The sequence below is a fragment of the Pantoea sp. Cy-640 genome (assembly GCF_011752635.1).
Taxonomy (GTDB): domain Bacteria; phylum Pseudomonadota; class Gammaproteobacteria; order Enterobacterales; family Enterobacteriaceae; genus Pantoea; species Pantoea dispersa.
Window position 1 is genome coordinate 853997 of record NZ_VWXB01000001.1, and the last position, 21850, is coordinate 875846.

At 56.6% G+C, this 21850-nt stretch carries 17 protein-coding genes, 1 pseudogene and 1 other annotated feature; of the genes and pseudogenes, 9 read left to right on the forward strand and 9 right to left on the reverse strand.

What is annotated here, in order from left to right:
* Nucleotides 1-40: 40 nt before the first annotated feature.
* The 5 genes from acnA to topA form a co-directional block, all read right to left on the reverse strand.
* The gene (gene acnA, locus F3J36_RS04260) at nucleotides 41-2722 is read right to left on the reverse strand and encodes an aconitate hydratase AcnA (protein WP_166718996.1); all 2682 of its coding nucleotides are present in this window, start codon (nucleotides 2720-2722) and stop codon (nucleotides 41-43) included.
* Nucleotides 2723-3158: 436 nt separating this feature from the next.
* On the reverse strand, nucleotides 3159-3335 hold the full coding sequence (locus F3J36_RS04265; protein ID WP_021314644.1) for a hypothetical protein: 177 nt from the start codon (nucleotides 3333-3335) through the stop codon (nucleotides 3159-3161).
* Nucleotides 3336-3338: 3 nt separating this feature from the next.
* Entirely contained in the window at nucleotides 3339-3497 is a 159-nt protein-coding gene (locus tag F3J36_RS04270) for a YmiA family putative membrane protein (protein ID WP_071813666.1), read from the reverse strand.
* 492 nt (nucleotides 3498-3989) lie between these two features.
* On the reverse strand, nucleotides 3990-4964 hold the full coding sequence (gene cysB / locus F3J36_RS04275) for an HTH-type transcriptional regulator CysB (RefSeq protein ID WP_021510116.1): 975 nt from the start codon (nucleotides 4962-4964) through the stop codon (nucleotides 3990-3992).
* Nucleotides 4965-5156: 192 nt separating this feature from the next.
* Complete coding sequence (topA, locus tag F3J36_RS04280; protein ID WP_166718997.1) at nucleotides 5157-7754, reverse strand: type I DNA topoisomerase; 2598 nt, start codon at nucleotides 7752-7754, stop codon at nucleotides 5157-5159.
* A gap of 370 nt (nucleotides 7755-8124) precedes the next feature.
* Between topA and F3J36_RS04285 the strand changes: the two genes are divergently transcribed.
* Nucleotides 8125-8373, forward strand: a complete 249-nt coding sequence (locus F3J36_RS04285; RefSeq protein ID WP_132462435.1) for a YciN family protein — start codon at nucleotides 8125-8127, stop codon at nucleotides 8371-8373.
* A gap of 26 nt (nucleotides 8374-8399) precedes the next feature.
* On the opposite strand, the gene sohB is transcribed toward F3J36_RS04285, so the two are convergent.
* Nucleotides 8400-9446: a protease SohB gene (gene sohB, locus F3J36_RS04290; RefSeq protein WP_058758624.1), complete on the reverse strand. Its 1047-nt coding sequence runs from the start codon at nucleotides 9444-9446 to the stop codon at nucleotides 8400-8402.
* 174 nt (nucleotides 9447-9620) lie between these two features.
* Here sohB and F3J36_RS04295 point away from each other — a divergent pair, with 174 nt between their 5' ends.
* Both F3J36_RS04295 and cobO read left to right on the forward strand, forming a co-directional pair.
* The gene (locus F3J36_RS04295) at nucleotides 9621-10385 is read left to right on the forward strand and encodes a YciK family oxidoreductase (protein WP_166718998.1); all 765 of its coding nucleotides are present in this window, start codon (nucleotides 9621-9623) and stop codon (nucleotides 10383-10385) included.
* Nucleotides 10382-10969 (forward strand): cob(I)yrinic acid a,c-diamide adenosyltransferase, encoded by a 588-nt coding sequence (cobO, locus tag F3J36_RS04300; RefSeq protein ID WP_166718999.1) that lies wholly within the window; start codon nucleotides 10382-10384, stop codon nucleotides 10967-10969. The genes F3J36_RS04295 and cobO overlap by 4 nt, the downstream gene beginning before the upstream one ends.
* Before the next feature lie 33 nt (nucleotides 10970-11002).
* Here cobO and rluB read toward each other — a convergent pair whose 3' ends face one another.
* Complete coding sequence (rluB, locus tag F3J36_RS04305; protein WP_058782079.1) at nucleotides 11003-11881, reverse strand: 23S rRNA pseudouridine(2605) synthase RluB; 879 nt, start codon at nucleotides 11879-11881, stop codon at nucleotides 11003-11005.
* Nucleotides 11882-12699: 818 nt separating this feature from the next.
* Here rluB and F3J36_RS04310 point away from each other — a divergent pair.
* Nucleotides 12700-13356, forward strand: a complete 657-nt coding sequence (locus F3J36_RS04310) for a serine protease (RefSeq protein WP_211072856.1) — start codon at nucleotides 12700-12702, stop codon at nucleotides 13354-13356.
* Here F3J36_RS04310 and F3J36_RS04315 read toward each other — a convergent pair whose 3' ends face one another.
* The gene (locus F3J36_RS04315) at nucleotides 13357-13977 is read right to left on the reverse strand and encodes an L-threonylcarbamoyladenylate synthase (RefSeq protein WP_021510107.1); all 621 of its coding nucleotides are present in this window, start codon (nucleotides 13975-13977) and stop codon (nucleotides 13357-13359) included.
* A gap of 12 nt (nucleotides 13978-13989) precedes the next feature.
* The gene (locus tag F3J36_RS04320) at nucleotides 13990-14874 is read right to left on the reverse strand and encodes a PHP domain-containing protein (RefSeq protein ID WP_166719001.1); all 885 of its coding nucleotides are present in this window, start codon (nucleotides 14872-14874) and stop codon (nucleotides 13990-13992) included.
* Nucleotides 14875-15029: 155 nt separating this feature from the next.
* Nucleotides 15030-15134 (forward strand) — a sequence feature (Trp leader region).
* Nucleotides 15135-15157: 23 nt separating this feature from the next.
* Between F3J36_RS04320 and F3J36_RS04325 the strand changes: the two genes are divergently transcribed.
* The 5 genes and pseudogenes from F3J36_RS04325 (at nucleotide 15158) to trpA (ending at nucleotide 21725) form a co-directional block, all read left to right on the forward strand.
* Nucleotides 15158-16720 carry an anthranilate synthase component 1 gene (locus tag F3J36_RS04325; RefSeq protein ID WP_031280219.1) on the forward strand — a complete coding sequence of 521 codons (1563 nt, stop codon included), beginning with the start codon at nucleotides 15158-15160 and terminating at the stop codon, nucleotides 16718-16720.
* A pseudogene (gene trpD, locus F3J36_RS24120) lies at nucleotides 16720-18313 on the forward strand (bifunctional anthranilate synthase glutamate amidotransferase component TrpG/anthranilate phosphoribosyltransferase TrpD). The gene F3J36_RS04325 and the pseudogene trpD overlap by 1 nt, the downstream one beginning before the upstream one ends.
* A gap of 1 nt (nucleotide 18314) precedes the next feature.
* Nucleotides 18315-19682 carry a bifunctional indole-3-glycerol-phosphate synthase TrpC/phosphoribosylanthranilate isomerase TrpF gene (gene trpCF / locus F3J36_RS04340; RefSeq protein WP_166719004.1) on the forward strand — a complete coding sequence of 456 codons (1368 nt, stop codon included), beginning with the start codon at nucleotides 18315-18317 and terminating at the stop codon, nucleotides 19680-19682.
* A 46-nt stretch (nucleotides 19683-19728) separates the two neighbouring features.
* Nucleotides 19729-20922, forward strand: a complete 1194-nt coding sequence (trpB, locus tag F3J36_RS04345; protein WP_021510101.1) for a tryptophan synthase subunit beta — start codon at nucleotides 19729-19731, stop codon at nucleotides 20920-20922.
* Nucleotides 20922-21725: a tryptophan synthase subunit alpha gene (trpA, locus tag F3J36_RS04350; protein ID WP_058771266.1), complete on the forward strand. Its 804-nt coding sequence runs from the start codon at nucleotides 20922-20924 to the stop codon at nucleotides 21723-21725. Before trpB ends, trpA begins: the two co-directional genes overlap by 1 nt.
* Nucleotides 21726-21850: the final 125 nt, after the last annotated feature.

A 21850-nucleotide genomic window follows, 5' to 3' on the forward strand; every position in this document is an offset into this window, starting at 1 on the left:
TGCGTCAATAAATAAAGCCGGGCATGCCCGGCTTTATTTTTTAGTTGAGCATATTGCGTATCACGTAATGCAGGATGCCGTCGTTCTGGTAATAGGTCAGCTCATTACCGGTATCGATACGACAGCGGGTTTCCAGCGTCTGCTGACTGCCGTCAGCCCGCGTCAGCGTTACCGGGACGCTGCAGCCGGGCTGTAGCTGCGCCAGATTTGCCACGTCGATCCGCTCTTCCCCGGTCAGCTGCAGCGTCTTACGCGTTACGCCCGCCGGGAATTCCAGTGGTAAAATACCCATACCGATCAGGTTAGAGCGGTGAATACGCTCGAACGATTCGGCAATCACCACGCGCACGCCCTGCAGGCGCGGGCCTTTCGCCGCCCAGTCGCGGCTGGATCCTGAGCCGTACTCTTTCCCGGCAATCACCGCCAGCGGCACGCCCTCCTCCTGATACTTCATCGCCGCATCGTAGATAGCCAGCTGTTCCTGACTCGGATAGTGCCGGGTATAACCGCCCTCGACGCCAGGCACCATTTCGTTGCGAATACGGATGTTAGCGAAAGTACCGCGCATCATGACTTCGTGGTTGCCGCGTCGAGAACCATACGAGTTGAAGTCGTTACGCTCAACACCGTGCGCCAGCAGATAACGCCCCGCCGGACTCTCCGCTTTAATGCTGCCAGCCGGGGAGATATGGTCGGTCGTCACCGAATCACCGAGCATCGCCAGGATGCGCGCGCCGTGAATGTCCTGCACCGGCTGGGGTGTTTTTTCCATATCGTCAAAGAACGGAGACAGACGAATATAGGTGGATCCTTCGTCCCAATCATAGGTAGCGGCTTCGCTGACTTTGATTTGTTGCCACTCGGGCGTGCCGTCGAACACCTCGGCGTACTCTTTATGGAACATGTCGCTGGTAACTTTCTGCACCGATGCGGCAATCTCTTCCGGCGATGGCCAGATGTCCTTCAGAAAGACGTCATTGCCCTGCTGATCCTGACCGATCGGATCAGTCTGCAGGTTGATCTTCATGTTGCCCGCCAGCGCATACGCCACCACCAGCGGCGGAGACGCCAGCCAGTTGGTTTTTACCAGCGGATGGATACGCCCTTCGAAGTTGCGGTTGCCGGACAACACGGCGCCCACCGTCAAATCGCCCTCTTTGATCGCGCTTTCGATCTCATCCGGCAGCGGGCCGGAGTTACCGATGCAGGTGGTGCAGCCGTAACCCACCAGGTTAAAGCCCAGCTCATCAAGATACGGGGTCAGCTGCGCCACGGCGAGATAGTCGGACACCACTTTTGATCCCGGTGCCAGCGAGGCTTTAACCCAGGGTTTGCGCATCAGCCCGCGCTCAACGGCTTTTTTCGCCAGCAGGCCAGCCGCCATTAAGACGCTGGGGTTGGAAGTGTTGGTACAGGACGTAATCGCGGAGATCACCACGGCGCCATCATCCAGCTGGATGCGGTCGCCGGTTTCACTGTCCAGATAGCTGACCGTTTTGTGCGGCTTCTGCGCGTGATTCACTTCCAGCTCGTTACTGGCGTCAAAGGCCGCCGGTACGTCGCCGAGGGAGACGCGGTCCTGCGGACGTTTCGGACCGGCGAGGCTCGACTCTACCTCAGCCATATCCAGCGCCAGCGTGCTGGTGAAGATGGGTTCATCGCCCGGTTTACGCCACAGCCCCTGCTGTTTTGCATAGGCTTCCACCAGCTCAACCTGCTGTGCATCGCGCCCGGTGAGCGTCATGTAGCTGAGCGTGACTTCATCAATCGGGAAGAAACCGCAGGTTGCGCCATATTCTGGCGCCATGTTGGCGATGGTGGCGCGATCCGCCAGCGGCAGATCGGCCAGTCCGTCACCGTAGAATTCGACAAACTTACCGACCACCCCGTGCTTGCGCAGCATCTGCGTCACGGTTAATACCAGGTCGGTGGCGGTGATACCGGGACGCAGTTTGCCGGTCAGCTTGAAACCCACCACATCGGGAATCAGCATTGAAACCGGCTGGCCCAGCATGGCGGCTTCAGCTTCAATGCCGCCTACGCCCCAGCCAAGCACGCCCAGGGCGTTAATCATGGTGGTATGGGAATCGGTGCCGACCAGCGTATCCGGATAAGCCACTTCTTTGCCGTCCAGCGTTTCATGCCAGATGGCTTTACCGAGGTACTCCAGATTGACCTGATGACAGATACCGGTGCCCGGCGGCACGACGCGGAAACGGTTAAAGGCTTTTTGCCCCCAGCGCAGGAAAACGTAGCGTTCGTGGTTGCGTTCCATCTCCAGGCGCACGTTTTCTTCAAATGCATCGTCATCGCCAAAATGGTCGACCGTGACCGAGTGGTCAATCACCAGATCGACCGGTGACAACGGGTTAACTTTCGCCACATCACCGCCCAGCCGCTTAACGGCTTCACGCATCGCCGCCAGGTCAACCACGGCCGGTACGCCGGTGAAATCCTGCATTAATACGCGCGCCGGACGATAAGCAATTTCGCGATCGGCATGTGCAGTTTGCTGCCACGCCACCAGCGCCTGAATATCTGCTGCCGTTACGGAATCTTCATCCTGCCAGCGCAGCAGGTTTTCCAGCAGAACCTTGAGGGATTTTGGTAAGCGATCAATATCACCGACCTGCTGAGCGGCTTTCGGCAAGCTATAGTAATGATATTTTTTTGCCCCTACTTCCAGCGCATCCTGACTCTGCTCACGTAACGTTAACGACATAACTCCTCCTTTTATGGGCTCTTCTGCTAAACCTCAGAGAGTGCAAGGTTTAGCTTAAAGATAGACCACATTTTCTTTAACGTTTTGATAACAACACGAATTGACACACAAAACCGCAACGAAAAATGCCCTGACAAAAGTCAGGGCATTCAGAAAGCGTTAACTGGCAGGATTAGCGAATTACAGCACGGCCCAGACGGCCGCAGCCCAAAAGGCCATTGAGAAGGCATAAACGCTGAGCCATGAAAAAGTTGTGGTATTCATCTGTCACTCCTCCCGGATCGCGGGCAACAAAAAGCCATCGTCTTCAGCGTTGTACTGATGACACCGTTTTTTTAGATGCTGAGTGTTAAAGGACGGGCTTTTAACGTGCCCACCGGAGAGTCCGGTAAAATGCGCGACAGTATGTCTTAATAAGAATTGGACGCAGACTGCGTTATTTAGACTTCGGATCCATGAATGATTCAATAAAGCTGCGCTGCTGTTCACTCAGTTCCCAGGAAGCCGGGATTGCCACTTGCGGTTCAGCAGGCGCTTCTTTGGCTTTGCACACCGGTGCTTTAGGCTGACGCGCAGCGACCGGATATTTACGACTGAGTGTATTTGCCCACATGGCTTAACCCCACATACGCCAAATCATTAACGCCACCACTACCCAGAACAGTGCTGAAGCAGCGAAGACAGTCAACCAGGCTTTGCGACGGATGTTACCTGAACGCTCTACCTTGGTGCTTTTAGCCCGGAAGTCCGGTTGTACAGTTAATCTCGTAGTCATAGTTTTTGATAATCACTCTCAATAAAACGATTGATAACAACGATGAAGATTTAGGACGAATCCTAAACTTGTTAAGTCCAAAAATCCAGTTATTTTTATTGAGCACAACGATTAACGCTATTTATCAAAACCGCCAAAACTGATGAGATAAATTTAAGCACGCTGCAAACTATTAATTTAATAGTTACATTGTAAATTTGGCTTAAACCAAAATTAGATCCACTCTAAATTTGAGTTTAATTTAACGAGCCAGTTAAAAAGCCCTTTCTCATCAGCTCTTAACTGGAGTATGGGAATATTCCTGGCAGTCCGCAAAGCGGCAAAGTAAAAATTGTGTACTGATTCGCATTTAATAAATAACAATGAAAAAACATGTGACGCATGTTTCATTTACAAAAAAATAATGGAATTTTTTGAGGTTCTGCTGGTGCTAAGCGGCGGGAAGTGTGCGGGAAGTCGCTGGACATCCCGCAAAAATAATGAGTTAGGTGATTACCTGAAAGGAAGCTTGATATCGCGGAACATCGCTTCAATATCTTCGTTTGAGCGCAGCGCCACGGCGGCGTCCACCACGTCTCGCGTCAGATGCGGTGCGAAGCGCTGAATGAAATCATACATATAGCTGCGCAGGAAGGTGCTGCGCCGGAAACCAATCTTGGTGGTGCTATTGGTGAAGATTTCTGAAGCTTCAATGCGCACCAGATCCGGATCGGAAACCGGGTCCACCGCCATGCTGGCAATCACCCCAACCCCCAGGCCTAGACGCACATAGGTTTTGATCACGTCGGCATCGGTTGCGGTAAAAACAATACGCGGCGTTAAACCGGCACGGTTAAACGCAGTATCCAGTTCTGAGCGGCCGGTAAAACCGAAGGTGTAAGTCACCAGCGGGAAATCAGCCAGCTCCTCAATCGACACATTGGATTTCCCCGCCAGCGGATGATCCGGCGTGACCACAATGGCACGGTTCCAGTGATAGCACGGCAGCATAATTAAGTCGTCGTACAGGTGCAGCGCTTCGGTGGCAATGGCGAAATCGGCATTACCTTTAGAGACCGCCTCAGCAATTTGTGTGGGGGAGCCCTGATGCATATGCAGGGAAACGCGCGGATAGCGTTCGATAAAGCCTTTGATTACGCCAGGCAGTGCATAACGTGCCTGAGTGTGGGTCGTGGCCACGTACAGCGATCCTTTATCTGGCCAGGTGTGTTCACCGGCAACCGATTTGATCGCATCCACTTTGGACAAAACTTCGCGGGCAATACGGATAATCTCTTCACCCGCTGGCGTCACCTGCGTCAGATGTTTGCCGCTGCGGGCAAAAATCTGCACGCCCAGCTCATCTTCCAGCATGCGCACCTGCTTACTGATGCCCGGTTGCGAGGTATACAGCCCCTCTGCCGTGGAGGAGACATTGAGGTTGTGGTTAACGACTTCAACGATGTAACGCAACTGCTGCAATTTCATAGTTATATCTTCCCGATAGCGACAGAGGTGCATTCCCTGCAGGCGTGTATCCGCCCTGATGGCGTAATAATGAGGGAAAGCGAGTCAGCAAAATGCAATAAGCTATAACTACTATATCAGTTAACGTAAGAATGTAGAACGATTAGCTATAAGGATGGGAAAAAGGCCAGCGAACGCTGGCCTTCAGGGAGATTACTTCTTCGCTTCCTGCCACTTACCGTCGATATAGAAAACCGACCAGCCGGTCGCTTTGCCCTCTTTTTCTGAGGCAACATACTGCTGTTTAGTCTTACGGCTAAAACGCACCAGCGTTTTATTGCCTTCCGGGTCCACTGCCGGCGCTTCGGCCAGATATTTCAGTTTCTCCGGCAGACGGTCAGCAAAGCGCTGTAGCTCTTCCACCAGCGGCGCACGGGTTTCACGCGATTTCGGGAAGGTGTTAGCGGCAAGGAACACGCCCGCAGCTCCGTCACGCAGCACAAAATACGCATCCGATTTCTCGCACGGCAGCTCCGGCAGCGGTACCGGATCTTCTTTCGGCGGCGCGACTTCGCCGTTACGCAGAATTTTACGGGTATTTTTACACTCGTCGTTAGTACAGGCCATGTACTTACCAAAACGCCCCATCTTCAGGTGCATTTCAGAGCCACATTTTTCGCACTCAACAATCGGTCCGTCATAACCTTTAATACGGAATTCACCCTGCTCGATTTCATAACCGTCACACTCCGGGTTATTACCACAGACGTGCAGTTTACGGCCGTTGTCGATCAGGTAACTGTCCATCGCGGTGCCGCACTTCTGGCAGCGACGACGGGCGCGCAGCGCGTTGGTTTCGGCATCATCGCCTTCCAGCACGTTAAGCACTTCGTTTTCAGGGATCAGGTTAATGGTCTGCTTGCAGCGCTCTTTCGGCGGCAGTGCATAACCGGAACAGCCCAGGAACACGCCGGTGCTGGCGGTGCGAATCCCCATTTTGCGTCCGCAGGTTGGGCAGTCGATGGAGGTCAGCACCATCTGGTTCGGCTGCATGCCGCCCTCTTCCGGATCTTTCTCCGCCTGCTCCAGCTGCTGGCTGAAATCACTGAAGAATGAATCCAGCACCGCTTTCCATTGCGCTTCGTTATTCGCGACCTGGTCGAGACTGTCTTCCATGTGCGCGGTGAAATCATAATTCATCAGCTCACGGAAGTTCTCTTCCAGACGATCGGTAACAATCTCACCCATCTTCTCGGCGTAGAAACGGCGGTTTTCCACCCGCACGTAACCGCGATCCTGAATGGTGGAAATGATCGAAGCATAGGTAGACGGACGGCCAATGCCACGCTTCTCCAGCTCGCGTACCAGCGAAGCTTCGCTGAAGCGCGCCGGCGGCTTGGTAAAGTGCTGGCCCGGCAGCAGGGATTTCAGATCCAGCGTGTCGCCCACGTTCACCGGCGGCAGCGTCAAATCTTCATCATTTTTACGCAGCGCCGGCATCACTTTAGTCCAGCCGTCAAAACGCAGCGTACGCCCTTTCGCTTTCAGTTTGAAATCTGCCGCGCCAACGGTCAGCGTGGTGGAATCATATTGCGCAGGCACCATCTGGCAGGCTACGAACTGGCGCCAGATCAGCTGATACAGCTTCTGCGCATCCGCTTCCATATCCTTCAGCTGCTCGGCGGCAACGTTGACATCAGAAGGACGAATCGCTTCGTGCGCTTCCTGTGAATTCTCTTTGCTGGCGTAGGTGTTGGGCGCATCCGGCAGGTAGTTCTTACCGAATTTTTTCTCCACGTAGCCACGCGCCATCGCCACCGCATCCTGACTCAGGTTGGTGGAATCGGTACGCATATAGGTGATGTGACCCGCTTCATACAGACGCTGCGCCATCATCATGGTTTTCTTCACGCCAAAACCAAGGCGGGTGCTCGCCGCCTGCTGCAGCGTCGAGGTGATAAACGGCGCCGACGGTTTGCTGCTGGTCGGCTTGTCTTCACGATCCAGAACGGCGTAACGCGCCTTTTCCAGGATGGCCACGGCCGCTTCGGTTTGCTCGCGGTTCACCGGGCGGAACGCTTTGTCGCCCTGATGCGTCACTCTGACCGCCAGCGCATCGCCTTTCGGCGTCGACAGATCGGCGTCAATTTCCCAGTACTCTTCCGGTACGAAGGCTTTGATTTCGCGCTCGCGTTCCACCACCAGACGCACGGCAACCGACTGCACGCGTCCGGCCGACAGGCCACGGGCAATTTTTTTCCACAGCAGCGGCGAGACCATATAGCCCACCACGCGGTCCATAAAACGACGCGCCTGCTGCGCATTGACGCGCTCAATATTCAGTTCGCCCGGCTTCTCGAACGCCTGACGAATCGCATTTTTGGTGATTTCGTTAAACACCACGCGGCTGAAGCGTTTGTCATCGCCGCCGATCACTTCCCGCAGGTGCCAGGCAATGGCTTCCCCTTCGCGGTCAAGGTCGGTTGCGAGATAGATGTGGTCGGCATCGGCAGCCAGACTCTTCAGTTCGGAGACAACTTTTTCCTTGCCGGGCAGAATCTGGTAGTCCGCTTCCCAGCCGTGCCACGGGTCAACGCCCATGCGATTAACCAGCGCGGCCTTTTCATCTTTCTTTACTTTCTTGCCGGTTTTCGCCTTTTCCCCGTCGGCACTTTTACGGGCCGTTGAACCACTGGTCGGCAAATCACGGATATGACCGACGCTGGATTTCACCACGTAGTCATTACCGAGGTATTTATTGATTGTTTTGGCCTTTGCCGGGGACTCAACGATGACGAGTGCTTTACCCATATGTACCTTTACCTAATTGAAACGTCCTGATAAACGGGAGAGGATTGGCAGCCCCAAAACCCAATGGGTTCAATATTGCTGCTGACTTTTTGCTTTTCAAGCCAGCGGGGACAATCTCTGGTCAGATTGCATCGGCATTTGCAACTTGATGATTAAGAGCGAGTTTTCCGTCTGACGGTATCACACATCCTGGTGTGATCTCCCTGAAAGCTGAATCGCCCACACTCTACCTGATAAAATCTGTTACGCAACTTAATTAGCATTCTGGTTAATTTCTCGCCAGTTTTCTGACCGAACGCTGATTTGCTGAACGCACCGACAGGCAAGTAATATAGAAGGAGAAAATTCGCTGTCAAAAAAGAGGTGAAAAATGTCAGCAGAAACGGAATCCATTTCACGCCAGGCGCTACTGGAAATCGCTAATCAGCTCATTCAGCAGCACGATGAATATTTTGCCGGGATGGAAGCCACTGAGGTGATTCAGCAGGGCGAGGTTCTGGTGTTTCGCGGCCCGTGGTTCCTCGACGATGAAGGGTTGCCGACCGCCAAAACCACGGCGGTGTTTAACGTGTTTAAGCACCTTGCCGTGGTGCTCTCCGCGCAGTATCACCTGGCATAAAAAAACCCGGCCTGCGCCGGGTTGGTTCACAACAGCGGTTTATCACCGCGCTGCCAGATTTTCAGAATCAGCCGCTCGGCTGCCACGCTGGCACTGTGGGTCACGCGATCAATCATCTTTTTCTTGCGCGCGAAGTGCACACCCAGCACGCTAAAACGGTCCATGCGCGCAATGATCAGCGCATCGCTGGTACCAATCTCATCAATCAGCCCCAGATCCAGCGCCTGACGGCCATACCAGTGTTCGCCTGTCGCCACTTTGTCCAGATCCAGCGCCGGACGCATCTGATGCACAAAATCTTTAAACAGCTGATGGGTTTCATTCAGGTCTTCCTGAAACTTCTCCCGCCCTTCCTCGGTATTCTCACCAAACAGCGTCAGCGTACGCTTGTACTGGCCGGCAGTGTGCAGCTCCACATCAATGTCGTTACGCTTCAGCAGCCGGTTAAAGTTAGGGATTTGCGCCACCACGCCGATGGAACCAATGATGGAGAACGGCGCCGCCACGATGCGATCCGCAACGCAGGCCATCATGTAGCCACCGCTGGCGGCAACTTTATCCACTACCGCGGTCAGTTGCAGCCCCGCATCACGCAGACGTTGTAGCTGCGACGCGGCCAGGCCATAGCCGTGCACCACGCCACCGGGACTTTCCAGCCGCAGCAGCACTTCATCACCCGGCTGCGCCACCGCCAGCACGGCGGAGATCTCTTCGCGCAGCGAGCTGACTTCACCGGCGTCCATACTGCCTTTGAACTCCAGCACATAGAGAGTCGGCTTCGCCGCTTCAGTTACACCGGCTTTGGCATTGCGCTTTTCGGCTTTGGCTTTCTGTTTCTCTTCTTTCTTATGCTGTTTCAGCCACACTTTTTGCGCCTGCGGCTTCATCTTCGCCAGCTGCAGGTCCTCTTTCATCTCGCGATAGGCTTCGTCGAGATGGGTTAAGCGCAGCTGACCGCCGCTGTGACGTTTACGCAGCGCGGCATTGAGCACAATCAGTACAATAGCTGCGATCGCCACCACGACGGTGACGGCCTTGGCCAGAAATAATCCATAGCTGGAGAGTAAATCCATTCTGCCGCCTTATTAAACAGTGAATTACAGTCAAACCCTGAGTTTACCCGCTTTGATGCCGTTCGTCGCCTGAAATGCCGGCAGGCGGCACAGAATGCGCGTTGCGGCGATTGCACCTTGCGCCAAATTGAGGCATAAAGCCAAAAAACCCTCTGACCTGCAAAGGACATCGCTGTGCATTATCAACCGAAAAGCGACCTGCTGGACAATCGCATCATTCTCGTGACCGGCGCTTCCGACGGCATCGGCCGCGAAGCCGCCCTGACCTATGCGCGCTACGGTGCGCGCGTGATTCTGCTCGGCCGCAACGCCACCACGCTGCAGCAGACCGCTGAGGCGATTAATCAGCTCAATAAACAGCCCGCCGCTACGCTGCTGCTGGATCTGGCGCACGCCACACCGGAAAGCTGCCAGCAGCTGGCGCAACAGGTTGCCGCGCTGGTGCCGCGGCTGGATGGCGTGCTGCATAACGCCGGCATTCTCGGTGAGATCGTGCCGCTGGCGGAACTCGATCCGGGGGTCTGGCAGCAGGTGATGCAAATCAACCTCGACGCCACCTTCTATTTAACGCAGGCGCTGCTGCCGCTGCTGCTGAAATCCGACGCCGGTTCGCTGGTGTTCACCACCTCCAGCGTGGGCCGTACCGGCCGCGCAGGCTGGGGCGCCTATGCCGTGTCGAAATTCGCCACCGAAGGCATGATGCAGGTGCTGGCCGATGAGTATAAAAACCGCCATCTGCGGGTGAACTGCATCAATCCGGGCGGCACGCGCACCAAAATGCGCGCCAGCGCCTTCCCGGAGGAGAATGCCAGCCTGCTGAAAACCCCGGCCGACCTGATGCCGCTCTACCTCTATCTGATGGGCGATGACAGCCGCCGTAAAACCGGCATCAGCTACGATGCACAACCGGGGCGCAAGCCGGGACCGGCCAGCGCATGAGCGATCGTCACCAGCAACGCCAGCAGCGGCTGAAAGAACAGGTTGACGCCCGCATCGCCGCCGCCACCGAAACGCGCGGCATCCTGATGGTGTTTACCGGCAACGGCAAAGGTAAAACCACCGCCGCTTTTGGCACCGCGCTGCGCGCCTGCGGCCACGGTAAAAACGTGGCTGCCGTGCAGTTTATTAAGGGCGAATGGCCCAATGGTGAACGTAATCTGCTGGCGCAGCACGGGGTGGAGTTTCAGGTGATGGCTACCGGCTTTACCTGGGAGACGCAAAACCGTGCCAGCGATACGGCCGCCTGCCAGCAGGTGTGGCAACACGCCAGACGCATGTTGCAAGACGCGTCGCTGGATCTGGTGATACTGGATGAAATCACCTACATGGTGAGTATGGATTATCTCAATCTGGATGAGCTGATCGCTGCACTGCAGCAGCGTCCGCCGCAGCAAAGTGTGATCATAACCGGCCGCGGCTGTCACCGCACGCTACTGGAACTGGCCGATACCGTCAGCGAGATGCGTCCGGTCAAACACGCGTTTGATGCCGGCATTCAGGCACAGCAGGGAATCGACTGGTAAAAACGGACGCCGCAGGCGCGGCGTCAGGGAGCATCAGGAACCGCGTTTGGTGTTGTTGCGACGCGGGCTGTTATTGCTTACCGCGCTATGGCGTTTCACCGCCCGGCGGATTTGGTTCGCTTTGGTGCGGCGACGATCTTTCTCGACCGCCACTTTGGTCACCGTCTCTTCCGGCAGTCCCACCAGCTTACGCAGGTAGTTGACCGCCGGCAGTTCCATCTCCATCCAGCCGCCGCGCGGCAGACCTTTTGGCAACTGAATATCGCCGTAGCGCACGCGCATCAGACGGCTTACCTGCACGCCAACCGCTTCCCACAGACGACGCACCTCACGGTTACGCCCTTCCGTCAGGGTGACGTTGTACCACTGGTTAATGCCTTCGCCGCCGGCAAATTTGATGGTTTTAAACGCTGCCGGACCGTCTTCCAGCTGCACGCCCTTGCTCAGCTGACGCACTTTTTCGTCATCCACTTCACCAAATACGCGCACCGCGTATTCACGCTCAACTTCGCGGCTTGGGTGCATCAGGCGGTTGGCCAGCTCACCGTCGGTGGTGAACAACATCAGACCGCAGGTGTTCACGTCCAGACGGCCGACGGCAATCCAGCGTGAACCGCGCAGGCGCGGCAGGCGATCAAATACCGTTGGGCGCCCTTCCGGATCGTTGCGCGTGCACAGCTCACCTTCCGGTTTGTAATACGCCAGTACGCGACACACCTCGGTGGCCGATTCAGCAATCGATACCAGATGGCCATCAATACGGATTTTCAGGGTTTTGTCATTTTCGATGCGATCGCCCAGCGTCGCCAGTTTGCCATCGACGCTGATGCGTCCGGCTGAAATCATTGCTTCGATTTCACGGCGCGAACCGTGTCCGGCGCGCGCTAATACTTTTTGTAATTTCTCGCTCATGGAGCTGCCTCGTTGTCGCCTTCCCAGGCGTCGTGGTAATGAAGAGGTAAGATACCGGCGTTACCAGGTCCCGTATCAGAATCTGTGACCGCTTCGCGCCAGGTGCCAGCGCGGACGGCCGGAGATTTTACACCAGCTACAGTTTCGTTAACACCTTTTCCTTTTCTGCCGATAATAAAGCGCCTGTGATCCGGAGGCTGAAGCGGGCAGCACGGTCATTGATTCAGATTTCTGATTGATTTGCGTAAAGAGCGTGATGATAGCCTGCGCAACCCGCTGAAATTACGTCGTTTTGCCTGAGACCGTTTATTTATTTAATGTTGCGCCGATTAGTGCCGCAATAGATTAAAGAGACTCACCAGTCTGTTACCCGCAGTGTTCCCGGCCAGGCTGCAGTTGTGCAAACAGAAAATCGGCGCAAAACACCAAAATCAGCACAAAGAACTGAACAGTGGTGTTAGTAAAGCTTATTGCAGCCAGCAACCCTAGCCATACAGCGGATTGGCGCTGCAGGTTGGATTAAGTCTGTATTTTCGTTTTTATTTGATAAAGATTAAATATGATGAATTGTTCTGCCGCGAAAACTGTGTAAAATTTAATCCTGAATTCGGCTAAGCAGTATCAGAAATTATTTTAATTACTTTTTATAAGCTTTCAAACAACAAGCCATTAACAAATAATGGTACAGCTGGCCTGATAATATAATCCGGCGCGCTCAGGAAATGGCGCGCTAATCGTTTCACGGATTGAATTTAATTTGTCTGTCGAAAGTCTTCACCAGGGATTTTGCTGACGGACATTAAATGAAGACCGCCATCATGAGAACCTCCCTGCTTTGGCCGGCGCTTGCAGCGCTGGCACTGAGCGGCTGTTCCGTGGGCCATACTGAGTACAGTCGTACGGCGCTGCAGCACGTGGATATGAGCGTGACCGGCATCCCGACGGTACTGGGTCTGGGCATCCTCGGTACAACCATTCCGTTAACGCCGGAATACAGTCTGACTGCCGCGCACGTGGCCAAAACCGCCGTGCAGCGCGTGAAGGCTTATCACCCCTATTGCGACGTCGCAATTATTTATCATAAAAACAGTCCGGATACGCTGGCGAAATTCCGCAGCAGCGCGGTGGGCGAGCCAATTAAAATGTATGGCTACAGTTTTATTTCCGCGATGCCGGTCGAGTCGAGCGGCGTTAATCTGGCGCGCACCGCCATTAATAATCGCTGGAATAAAAAGCCCTGTATGGCAATGGCTTCCGATGCCGGTGTCGTTCAGGGGATGTCAGGCGGCGCTGTCTATAATGCCGACCAGACCATCAGCGGAGTGATTGTGGGTTTCAGCCATGAAATTGCTAACGTACGCAGCAAAAAAGTCATCTTAAAAGATGTCTCGCTGTACATTCCGTACGGCGATTTCAAACGCTGGCTGGAAGCCAATATCGGCCAGACGCCACAAACAGCGCCTGGCCCGGCGTAATTACAGGAACGGGCGGGTATCGCCTGCCCCTTCACGCACGATGACGGGCGCATCGCTGGTGAGATCGATCACGGTGGTTGGCTGCTGGCCCAGCGTGCCGCCATCGATAATTAAATCCACCAGCTTACCGATACTGTGCTGGATCTCTTCCGGATCGGATTCAGTGAAATCATTGCCTGGCAGCATCAGCGAGGTCGACATCATCGGCTCATTGAGGCGTTCCAGCAGTGCCAGCGCCACCGGATTTGACGGTACGCGCAGGCCGATGGTTTTACGTTTATCGTTCATCAGACGACGCGGCACTTCTTTGGTGGCCTTCAGAATGAAGGTGTAATTGCCTGGCGTGTTGTTTTTCAGAATGCGAAACGCGCTGTTATCCACCTGCGAATAGGTCGACAGCTCTGAGAGATCGCGGCACATCAGGGTAAAGTTATGGTTACCATCGAGCTGACGAATGCGGCAGATACGCTCCATGGCATTCTTCTCTTCCAGACGGCATCCCAGCGCGTAGCCGGAATCGGTCGGATAGACAATAACGCTGCCTTTGTTGAGATAATCCACCGCCTGATTAACCAGACGCGGCTGCGGATTTTCCGGATGAATGTGAAAAAGTTGACTCATAAAAACCTCATATCACCCATCAACGTGCGATCTGACTTGCGCTAAAGCGGGAAAACGCTCCCAGACCGGCTCCACGCCGCCCGGCAGCCATAGCTTGCGCCCCAGTTCAATCCACGGACAGGGTTGGTGAAAATCGGACCCCTGCGAGGCCGCCAGCTGATTATCGCGCGCATAGCTCGCCAGCTGGGTACGTTCATTCGGTGCCTGCTGACACTGCGCCACTTCCATCGCATCGCCGCCTTCTGCGGCAAAATGCGCAATCAGTCGCTTCAGCCATTTGGCCGACAGCCCGTAGCGCGCAGGATGGGCCAGCACCGCCACGCCGCCAGAATGATGAATAGCATCAATGGCTTGTTTAATTGTACACCATTGTGGCGGCACGTAGCCGGTTTTGCCGCGCGCCAGATAGTTTTTAAATACCTGCGCCATGTTATCGGCTTTGCCCAGCTCTACCAGATAGCGGGCAAAATGCCCGCGGGTGATCACCCCGCCCTGCGCCAGACGCTGAGCGCCGGTCAGCGCGTCAGGAATGCGCGCGCGCTCCAGCCGTTCGGCAATCAGTTCTGCACGTGCCATACGGCACTGGTGCTGCTGCGCCAGAAAAGCGGTTAACGCCGGATGCTGCGTATCAACGTTGAGCCCGACAATATGAATTTCGTGGTTTTCCCACAGCGTCGACGCTTCCACACCGGCCAGTACGCGCAGCGGTAGCTGAAGCTGCTGCACCGCCGCCTGCGCTTCGGCAACGCCCGCCACGCTGTCGTGATCGGTAATCGCCAGCACGCCGACATGCATCTCAACGGCGCGCTGCACCAGCGCAGTCGGCGTCAGCAAACCGTCAGAAGCCTGGGTATGGCTGTGTAAATCATAAAGTGGAAAACGGGCAATATCTGACAAGGTCACTCCAGCGACTGCATTAAACCGGCTGGCATGATAACGATTTTGCCCGTAACTGAAAAAGGGTATTGACTTTTTTCACCCGAACCAGTTAACTAGTACACAAGTTCACACGTAACGGGTATTTAATCATGGCTCTTATCGGTACGCATGTTAATGGTTGGTGGCGCGATGATCCCTTTCACGGGCGACGTCGTCATGCACATTTTGCGTAACCGCAGTGCAGATACCTGAGCCCGCCACCGAGCGGGCTTTTTTTTGAGCGAAATTCAGAGAATCCATTATGGCTAATGCGAAACCTACATTGAAGTTGATTACCGGTACCGCGCCCTACCGCGAAGATCCGGCCGCAGTGTTTCATCAATTATGCGGCGCACGTCCGGCAACTCTGCTGCTTGAATCTGCCGATATCGACAGCAAGCAGAACCTGAAAAGCCTGCTGATTGTCGACAGCGCGCTGCGCATCAGCGCCCTGGGCAATGTTGTTACCCTGCAGGCGCTGTCGGAAAACGGCCGCGCGCTGCTGCCGCTGCTGGACGAAGCGCTGCCGCCCGAGGTGCGCATCGCCGTGCGCCCGGACGGACGTGAGCTGCATTTCACGCCGGTTGAGGGTCTGCACGATGAAGACTCCCGCCTGAAGGCGCTGTCGGTGTTTGATGCACTGCGTCTGATTCCGCATCTGGTGAACAGCCCGGCCGAAGAACGTGAAGCCATGCTGCTGGGCGGCCTGTTTGCCTACGATCTGGTGGCGGGATTTGAAGATCTGCCGCCGCTGCGCAATGACCAAAGCTGCCCGGACTACTGTTTCTACCTGGCCGAAACGTTACTGGTGATCGATCATCAGCAGCGCAGTGCCCGTCTGCAGGCCAGCCTGTTTGCGCCGTCGACCAGCGAGTTTCAGCGTCTGCAGAGCCGTATTGAACAGCTGCACGGTCAGATGACGCAGCCAGCGCCAGCGCTGCCGGTGCAGCGCGTCGAGCAGATGACGCTGAGCACCAGCCAGAGCGATGAGGCTTACTGCAATGTAGTGAGCGAACTGCAGCAGGCCATTCGCATCGGCGAAATTTTCCAGGTGGTACCGTCGCGCCGCTTCTCGCTGCCGTGCCCGTCACCGCTGGCGGCTTACGATACGCTGAAAAACAGCAATCCCAGTCCCTACATGTTCTTTATGCAGGATCAGGACTTTGCGCTGTTCGGCGCTTCGCCGGAGAGCTCGCTGAAGTATGACGCCAGCTCGCGCCAGATCGAAATCTACCCGATTGCCGGTACGCGTCCGCGCGGTCGCCATGCGGATGGCTCGCTGGATCGCGACCTGGACAGCCGTATTGAACTGGAAATGCGCACCGATCATAAAGAGCTGGCTGAGCACCTGATGCTGGTTGATCTGGCGCGCAACGACCTGGCGCGTATCTGTGTGCCCGGCAGCCGTTACGTGGCGGATTTAACCAAAGTGGACCGCTACTCGTTTGTGATGCATCTGGTGTCCCGCGTGGTAGGCACGCTGCGCAACGATCTTGATGTGCTGCACGCCTATCGCGCCTGCATGAACATGGGCACGCTGAGTGGCGCACCGAAAGTGCGTGCGATGCAGCTGATTGCGGAAAAAGAAGGCACGCGGCGCGGCAGCTACGGCGGCGCGGTCGGCTACTTCACCGCCAGCGGCGACCTTGATACCTGCATCGTCATCCGCTCCGCCTGGGTGGAAGGTGGCGTTGCCACCGTGCAGGCCGGTGCCGGCGTGGTGCTGGATTCTCAGCCTCAGGCTGAAGCGGATGAGAGCCGCAACAAAGCCCGCGCGGTATTGCGCGCCATCGCTACTGCCCATCACTGCAAGGAGATTTTCTGATGGCCGATATCCTGCTGCTCGATAATATCGACTCCTTTACCTACAACCTCGTTGATCAGCTGCGTACCTTTGGCCACAACGTGGTGATCTACCGCAACAACGTCCCGGCAGAAGTGCTGATTGACCGCCTGCAGCAGATGGAAAATCCGGTGCTGATGCTCTCACCCGGCCCTGGCGCACCGAAAGATGCCGGCTGCATGCCGCAGCTGTTAGAGGCGCTGCGCGGTCAGCTGCCGATCATTGGTATCTGTCTCGGCCATCAGGCCATTGTCGAAGCTTACGGCGGGCACGTCGGCCAGGCGGGCGAAATTCTGCACGGCAAAGCCTCCGCCATTACCCATGATGGCGAGGCGATGTTTACCGGCCTCAGCAACCCGCTGCCGGTGGCGCGCTACCACTCGCTGGTGGGCAGCAATACGCCGGCGGAACTGACGGTTAACGCCAGCTACAACGGCATGGTGATGGCGGTGCGTCACGAAACGGACCGCGTGTGCGGCTTCCAGTTCCATCCTGAGTCGATTCTCACCACGCAGGGCGCACGTCTGCTGGAGCAAACACTGGCCTGGGCGCTGGCGAAATAACAGGGAGATGATGATGCAAACTATTCTGGAAAAACTGTATCAGGCGCAAACGCTGAGCCAGGCCGAGAGCCACCAGCTGTTCAGCGCGATTATTACCGGACAGCTGGAGCCAACGCAGCTGGCAGCAGCGCTGATCGCCATGAAATTGCGTGGCGAGCGCCCGGAAGAGATCGCCGGTGCCGCCTCCGCGCTGCTGGCCGATGCCAGACCGTTCCCGCGTCCGGACTATACCTTTGCCGATATCGTTGGCACCGGCGGTGACGGCAGCAACAGTATTAATATTTCAACGGCCAGCGCCTTTGTCGCCGCCACCTGCGGACTGAAAGTGGCCAAGCACGGCAACCGCAGCGTCTCCAGCAAATCCGGCTCTTCCGATCTGCTGGCCGCTTTCGGTATCAATCTCGACATGCCGGCTCAGCAGGCACGGCAGGCGCTGGACGATCTCAACGTCTGCTTCCTGTTTGCGCCGCAGTATCACAGCGGTTTCCGCCACGCAATGCCGGTGCGCCAGCAGCTGAAAACCCGCACGCTGTTTAACGTGCTGGGTCCGCTGATCAACCCGGCGCGCCCACCGCTGGCGGTGATTGGCGTCTACAGTCCGGAACTGGTGCTGCCCATCGCCCAGACGCTGAAAGTGCTGGGCTACCAGCGTGCTGCCGTGGTGCACGGTGGCGGCATGGATGAAGTAGCGCTGCACAGTGCGACCCAGGTCGCTGAGCTGCGTGACGGCGAGATCACCAGCTATCAGCTGACGCCGGAAGACTTTGGCTTCAGCTTCCAGCCGAAAGAGGCACTGGCCGGCGGCACACCGGAAGAAAACCGTGACATTCTGACGCGTTTGCTCCAGGGTAAAGGCCAGCCCGCCCACGAGCAGGCCGTTGCGGTAAATGTCGCAATGTTGCTGAAAGTATTCGGAAATGAAGATTTGCGCGATAACGCTGAGCGCGCCATGGCTGCCATTCGCAGCGGTCAGGCGTACGAGCGCGTTGTGGCACTGGCAGCGAGAGGATGAAATGAGTATCAAGGGCACCGTATTAGAGAAAATTGTGCAGGATAAAGCCCTGTGGGTTGAAGCACGTAAATCGCAGCAGCCGCTGGCCTCCTTCCAGAACGATCTGCAGCCGGCGGAGCGTCATTTTTACGAGGCGCTGCGTGGCACGCGCACCGTCTTCATTCTGGAGTGTAAAAAAGCCTCCCCGTCGAAAGGGCTGATTCGCGCCGATTTTGATCCCGCGACTATCGCCGGGATCTATCGCCATTACGCCTCTGCGGTGTCAGTGCTGACCGATGAGAAATATTTCAAGGGCAGCTTTGATTTCCAGCCGGTGGTCAGCGCCGCCATCACGCAGCCGGTGCTGTGCAAAGACTTTATTATTGATCCCTACCAGATTTACCTGGCGCGCCATTATCAGGCCGATGCCATTCTGCTGATGCTGTCCGTACTGGATGATGAGCAGTACCGTCAGCTGGCTGCGGTGGCGCATAGCCTGAAAATGGGCGTGCTGACCGAAGTCAGTAATGAAGAAGAGCTGGAGCGCGCTATCGCGCTGGAAGCTAAAGTGGTCGGCATCAACAACCGCGATCTGCGTGATTTGTCGATTGACCTGAATCGCACGCGTCAGCTGGCCCCGCGTCTCAGCCATGGCGTCACCGTAATCAGCGAGTCCGGCATCCATAATTACGCCCAGGTGCGCGAGCTGAGCCATTTTGCCAACGGCTTTTTAATTGGCTCGGCGCTGATGGAAGAGCACGACCTCGACGCCGGTGTGCGCCGCGTGCTGCTGGGCGATAACAAGGTGTGCGGCCTGACCCGCCCGGAAGATGCGCAGGCCGCGCATCAGGCTGGTGCGCTATATGGCGGCGTGATCTTTGCCGCCGGTTCGCCGCGCCAGGTTAACGAGGCGCAGGCACAGGCGGTGATCGCCGCCGCACCGCTGAAGTATGTCGGCGTGTTCCGCAATCAGGCTATCGGTGACGTTGTCACGTTGGCCACACGTCTATCGCTTGCGGCCGTCCAGCTGCACGGCGACGAAGACAAAGCCTACGTTGCGGAACTGCGCCAGGCGCTGCCAGCCAGCGTGCGCATCTGGAAGGCGCTGAGCATTCAAGATCGGTTGCCGCCACGCGACTGGCCGCACGTTGATCGCTACGTGCTGGATAATGGCCAGGGTGGCAGCGGTCAGCGCTTTGACTGGTCGCTGCTGCAGGGTGAAGGCCTGGCTAATGTGCTGCTGGCCGGTGGCCTGAGCGCCGATAACTGCGTCGAAGCCGCTCAGCTAGGCTGTGCCGGCCTCGACTTCAACTCCGGCGTGGAGTCCGCGCCGGGCATCAAAGATGCCAGCAAAGTCGCGGCGGTATTCCGCACGCTGCGCGCCTATTAATTGCGTCTGCCCGCCTGCGGGCGGGCCGGATAAGGAAGAGGACACGATGACGACATTACTTAATCCCTACTTTGGCGAGTTCGGCGGCCAGTATGTGCCGCAGATTTTGATGCCAGCACTGCGTCAGCTGGAAACGGCCTTTGTTGAAGCACAGCGCGATCCGGCGTTTCAGGCAGAATTTACTGACCTACTGAAAAACTACGCCGGTCGCCCGACGGCCCTGACGCTGTGCAGCAACCTGACCAAAGGCAGCAAAACCCGCCTATACCTGAAGCGCGAAGATCTGCTGCACGGCGGCGCTCACAAAACTAACCAGGTGCTGGGCCAGGCGCTGCTGGCAAAACGCATGGGCAAAAACGAGATCATCGCGGAAACCGGCGCCGGTCAGCACGGCGTGGCGTCGGCACTGGCGTGTGCCCTGCTCGGCATGAAATGCCGTATTTACATGGGCGCGAAAGACGTTGAGCGTCAGTCACCCAACGTGTTCCGTATGCGGCTGATGGGCGCAGAGGTGATTCCGGTACACAGCGGCTCGGCCACGCTGAAAGATGCCTGTAACGAGGCGCTGCGCGACTGGTCCGGCAGCTACGAAACCGCGCACTACATGCTCGGCACTGCCGCAGGCCCGCATCCGTTCCCGACCATTGTGCGTGAATTCCAGCGCATGATTGGCGAAGAGACCAAAGCGCAGATTCTGGAAAAAGAGGGTCGCCTGCCGGATGCGGTACTGGCGTGCGTCGGCGGCGGTTCTAACGCCATCGGCATGTTTGCGGATTTCATCGAAGAGAGCAGCGTGCGCCTGATCGGCGTGGAGCCTGCGGGTCACGGTATTGACACCGGTGAGCACGGTGCGCCGCTCAAGCACGGTCGCGTCGGCATCTATTTCGGCATGAAGGCGCCGATGATGCAGACCGAAGAGGGACAGATCGAAGAATCCTACTCCATCTCTGCCGGTCTCGATTTCCCGTCGGTCGGTCCGCAGCATGCGCACCTGAACAGCACCGGCCGCGCTGACTACGTGTCAATCACGGATGACGAAGCGCTGGATGCCTTTAAAACGCTGTGTCGTGCCGAAGGTATCATTCCGGCACTGGAGTCATCACACGCGCTGGCGTATGCGCTGAAGATGATCCGCGAAAACCCGGACAAAGAGCAGCTGCTGGTGGTGAACCTTTCCGGCCGCGGCGACAAAGACATCTTTACCGTACACGATATTCTGAAAGCTAAGGGAGAGATCTGATGGAGCGTTATAATCAGCTGTTTCAACGTCTGTCCGCGAAACAGGAAGGCGCGTTTGTGCCCTTCGTCACCCTTGGCGATCCGTCGCCGGCGCTGTCGCTGAAAATTATTGATGCGCTGGTCGCGGGCGGTGCGGATGCGCTGGAGCTGGGGATTCCGTTCTCCGATCCGCTGGCCGATGGCCCGACGATTCAAGGCGCTACGCTGCGCGCCTTTGCCGCCGGCACCACCGTGGCGCAGTGTTTTGAAATGCTAGCCACCGTGCGCCAGAAATACCCCGATCTGCCAATTGGCCTGCTGATGTACGCCAACCTGGTGTTCAGCAGAGGTATCGACAACTTCTACGCGCAGTGCGCTGCGGTGGGTGTTGACTCGGTGCTGGTAGCTGACGTGCCGGTGGAAGAGTCGGCACCATTCCGCCAGGCGGCGATGCGTCACAACATTGCACCGATCTTTATCTGTCCGCCCAACGCGGATGACGATCTGCTGCGCGAAATCGCCTCGCACGGCCGTGGCTACACCTATCTGCTGTCACGCGCTGGCGTTACCGGTGCGGAAAATCGCGCCAGCCTGCCGCTGCACCATCTGATCGAGAAGCTGCGCGAATATCATGCTGCGCCGCCGCTGCAGGGCTTCGGCATCTCTGAGCCGGGTCAGGTGAAAGAGGCCGTTGCCGCCGGAGCCGCCGGAGCCATATCCGGCTCGGCCATCGTGAAAATCATTGAGCGTAATCAGAACGACCCAACGGCGCTGCTCAGCGAACTGCAAACGTTCGTCAGCGATCTCAAAGCGGCTACCCGCTGAGTTGGCACGGCCCTGCACTGGCTGCAGGGCCCTTCTTGCTTCTTACCCCTTTTTTCTCCCCTGCGACAAACTTTTTCATCGCGCCTGAGTTGCCGAAATGCGAGGCACGGCCCACACTTAAGCGT

Bases quoted from the DNA above. Each gene is read 5' to 3' on its own strand.
- F3J36_RS04285 (WP_132462435.1), top strand. From the start codon at position 8,125: ATGTCAGCAGAAACGGAATCCATTTCACGCCAGGCGCTACTGGAAATC.
- trpB (WP_021510101.1), top strand. From the start codon at position 19,729: ATGACGACATTACTTAATCCCTACTTTGGCGAGTTCGGCGGCCAGTAT.
- F3J36_RS04325 (WP_031280219.1), top strand. From the start codon at position 15,158: ATGGCTAATGCGAAACCTACATTGAAGTTGATTACCGGTACCGCGCCC.
- F3J36_RS04310 (WP_211072856.1), top strand. From the start codon at position 12,700: ATGAGAACCTCCCTGCTTTGGCCGGCGCTTGCAGCGCTGGCACTGAGC.
- trpA (WP_058771266.1), top strand. From the start codon at position 20,922: ATGGAGCGTTATAATCAGCTGTTTCAACGTCTGTCCGCGAAACAGGAA.
- cysB (WP_021510116.1), bottom strand. From the start codon at position 4,964: ATGAAATTGCAGCAGTTGCGTTACATCGTTGAAGTCGTTAACCACAAC.
- topA (WP_166718997.1), bottom strand. From the start codon at position 7,754: ATGGGTAAAGCACTCGTCATCGTTGAGTCCCCGGCAAAGGCCAAAACA.
- sohB (WP_058758624.1), bottom strand. From the start codon at position 9,446: ATGGATTTACTCTCCAGCTATGGATTATTTCTGGCCAAGGCCGTCACC.
- rluB (WP_058782079.1), bottom strand. From the start codon at position 11,881: ATGAGCGAGAAATTACAAAAAGTATTAGCGCGCGCCGGACACGGTTCG.
- F3J36_RS04270 (WP_071813666.1), bottom strand. From the start codon at position 3,497: ATGACTACGAGATTAACTGTACAACCGGACTTCCGGGCTAAAAGCACC.
- trpCF (WP_166719004.1), top strand. From the start codon at position 18,315: ATGAGTATCAAGGGCACCGTATTAGAGAAAATTGTGCAGGATAAAGCC.
- cobO (WP_166718999.1), top strand. From the start codon at position 10,382: ATGAGCGATCGTCACCAGCAACGCCAGCAGCGGCTGAAAGAACAGGTT.
- acnA (WP_166718996.1), bottom strand. From the start codon at position 2,722: ATGTCGTTAACGTTACGTGAGCAGAGTCAGGATGCGCTGGAAGTAGGG.
- F3J36_RS04315 (WP_021510107.1), bottom strand. From the start codon at position 13,977: ATGAGTCAACTTTTTCACATTCATCCGGAAAATCCGCAGCCGCGTCTG.
- F3J36_RS04265 (WP_021314644.1), bottom strand. From the start codon at position 3,335: ATGTGGGCAAATACACTCAGTCGTAAATATCCGGTCGCTGCGCGTCAG.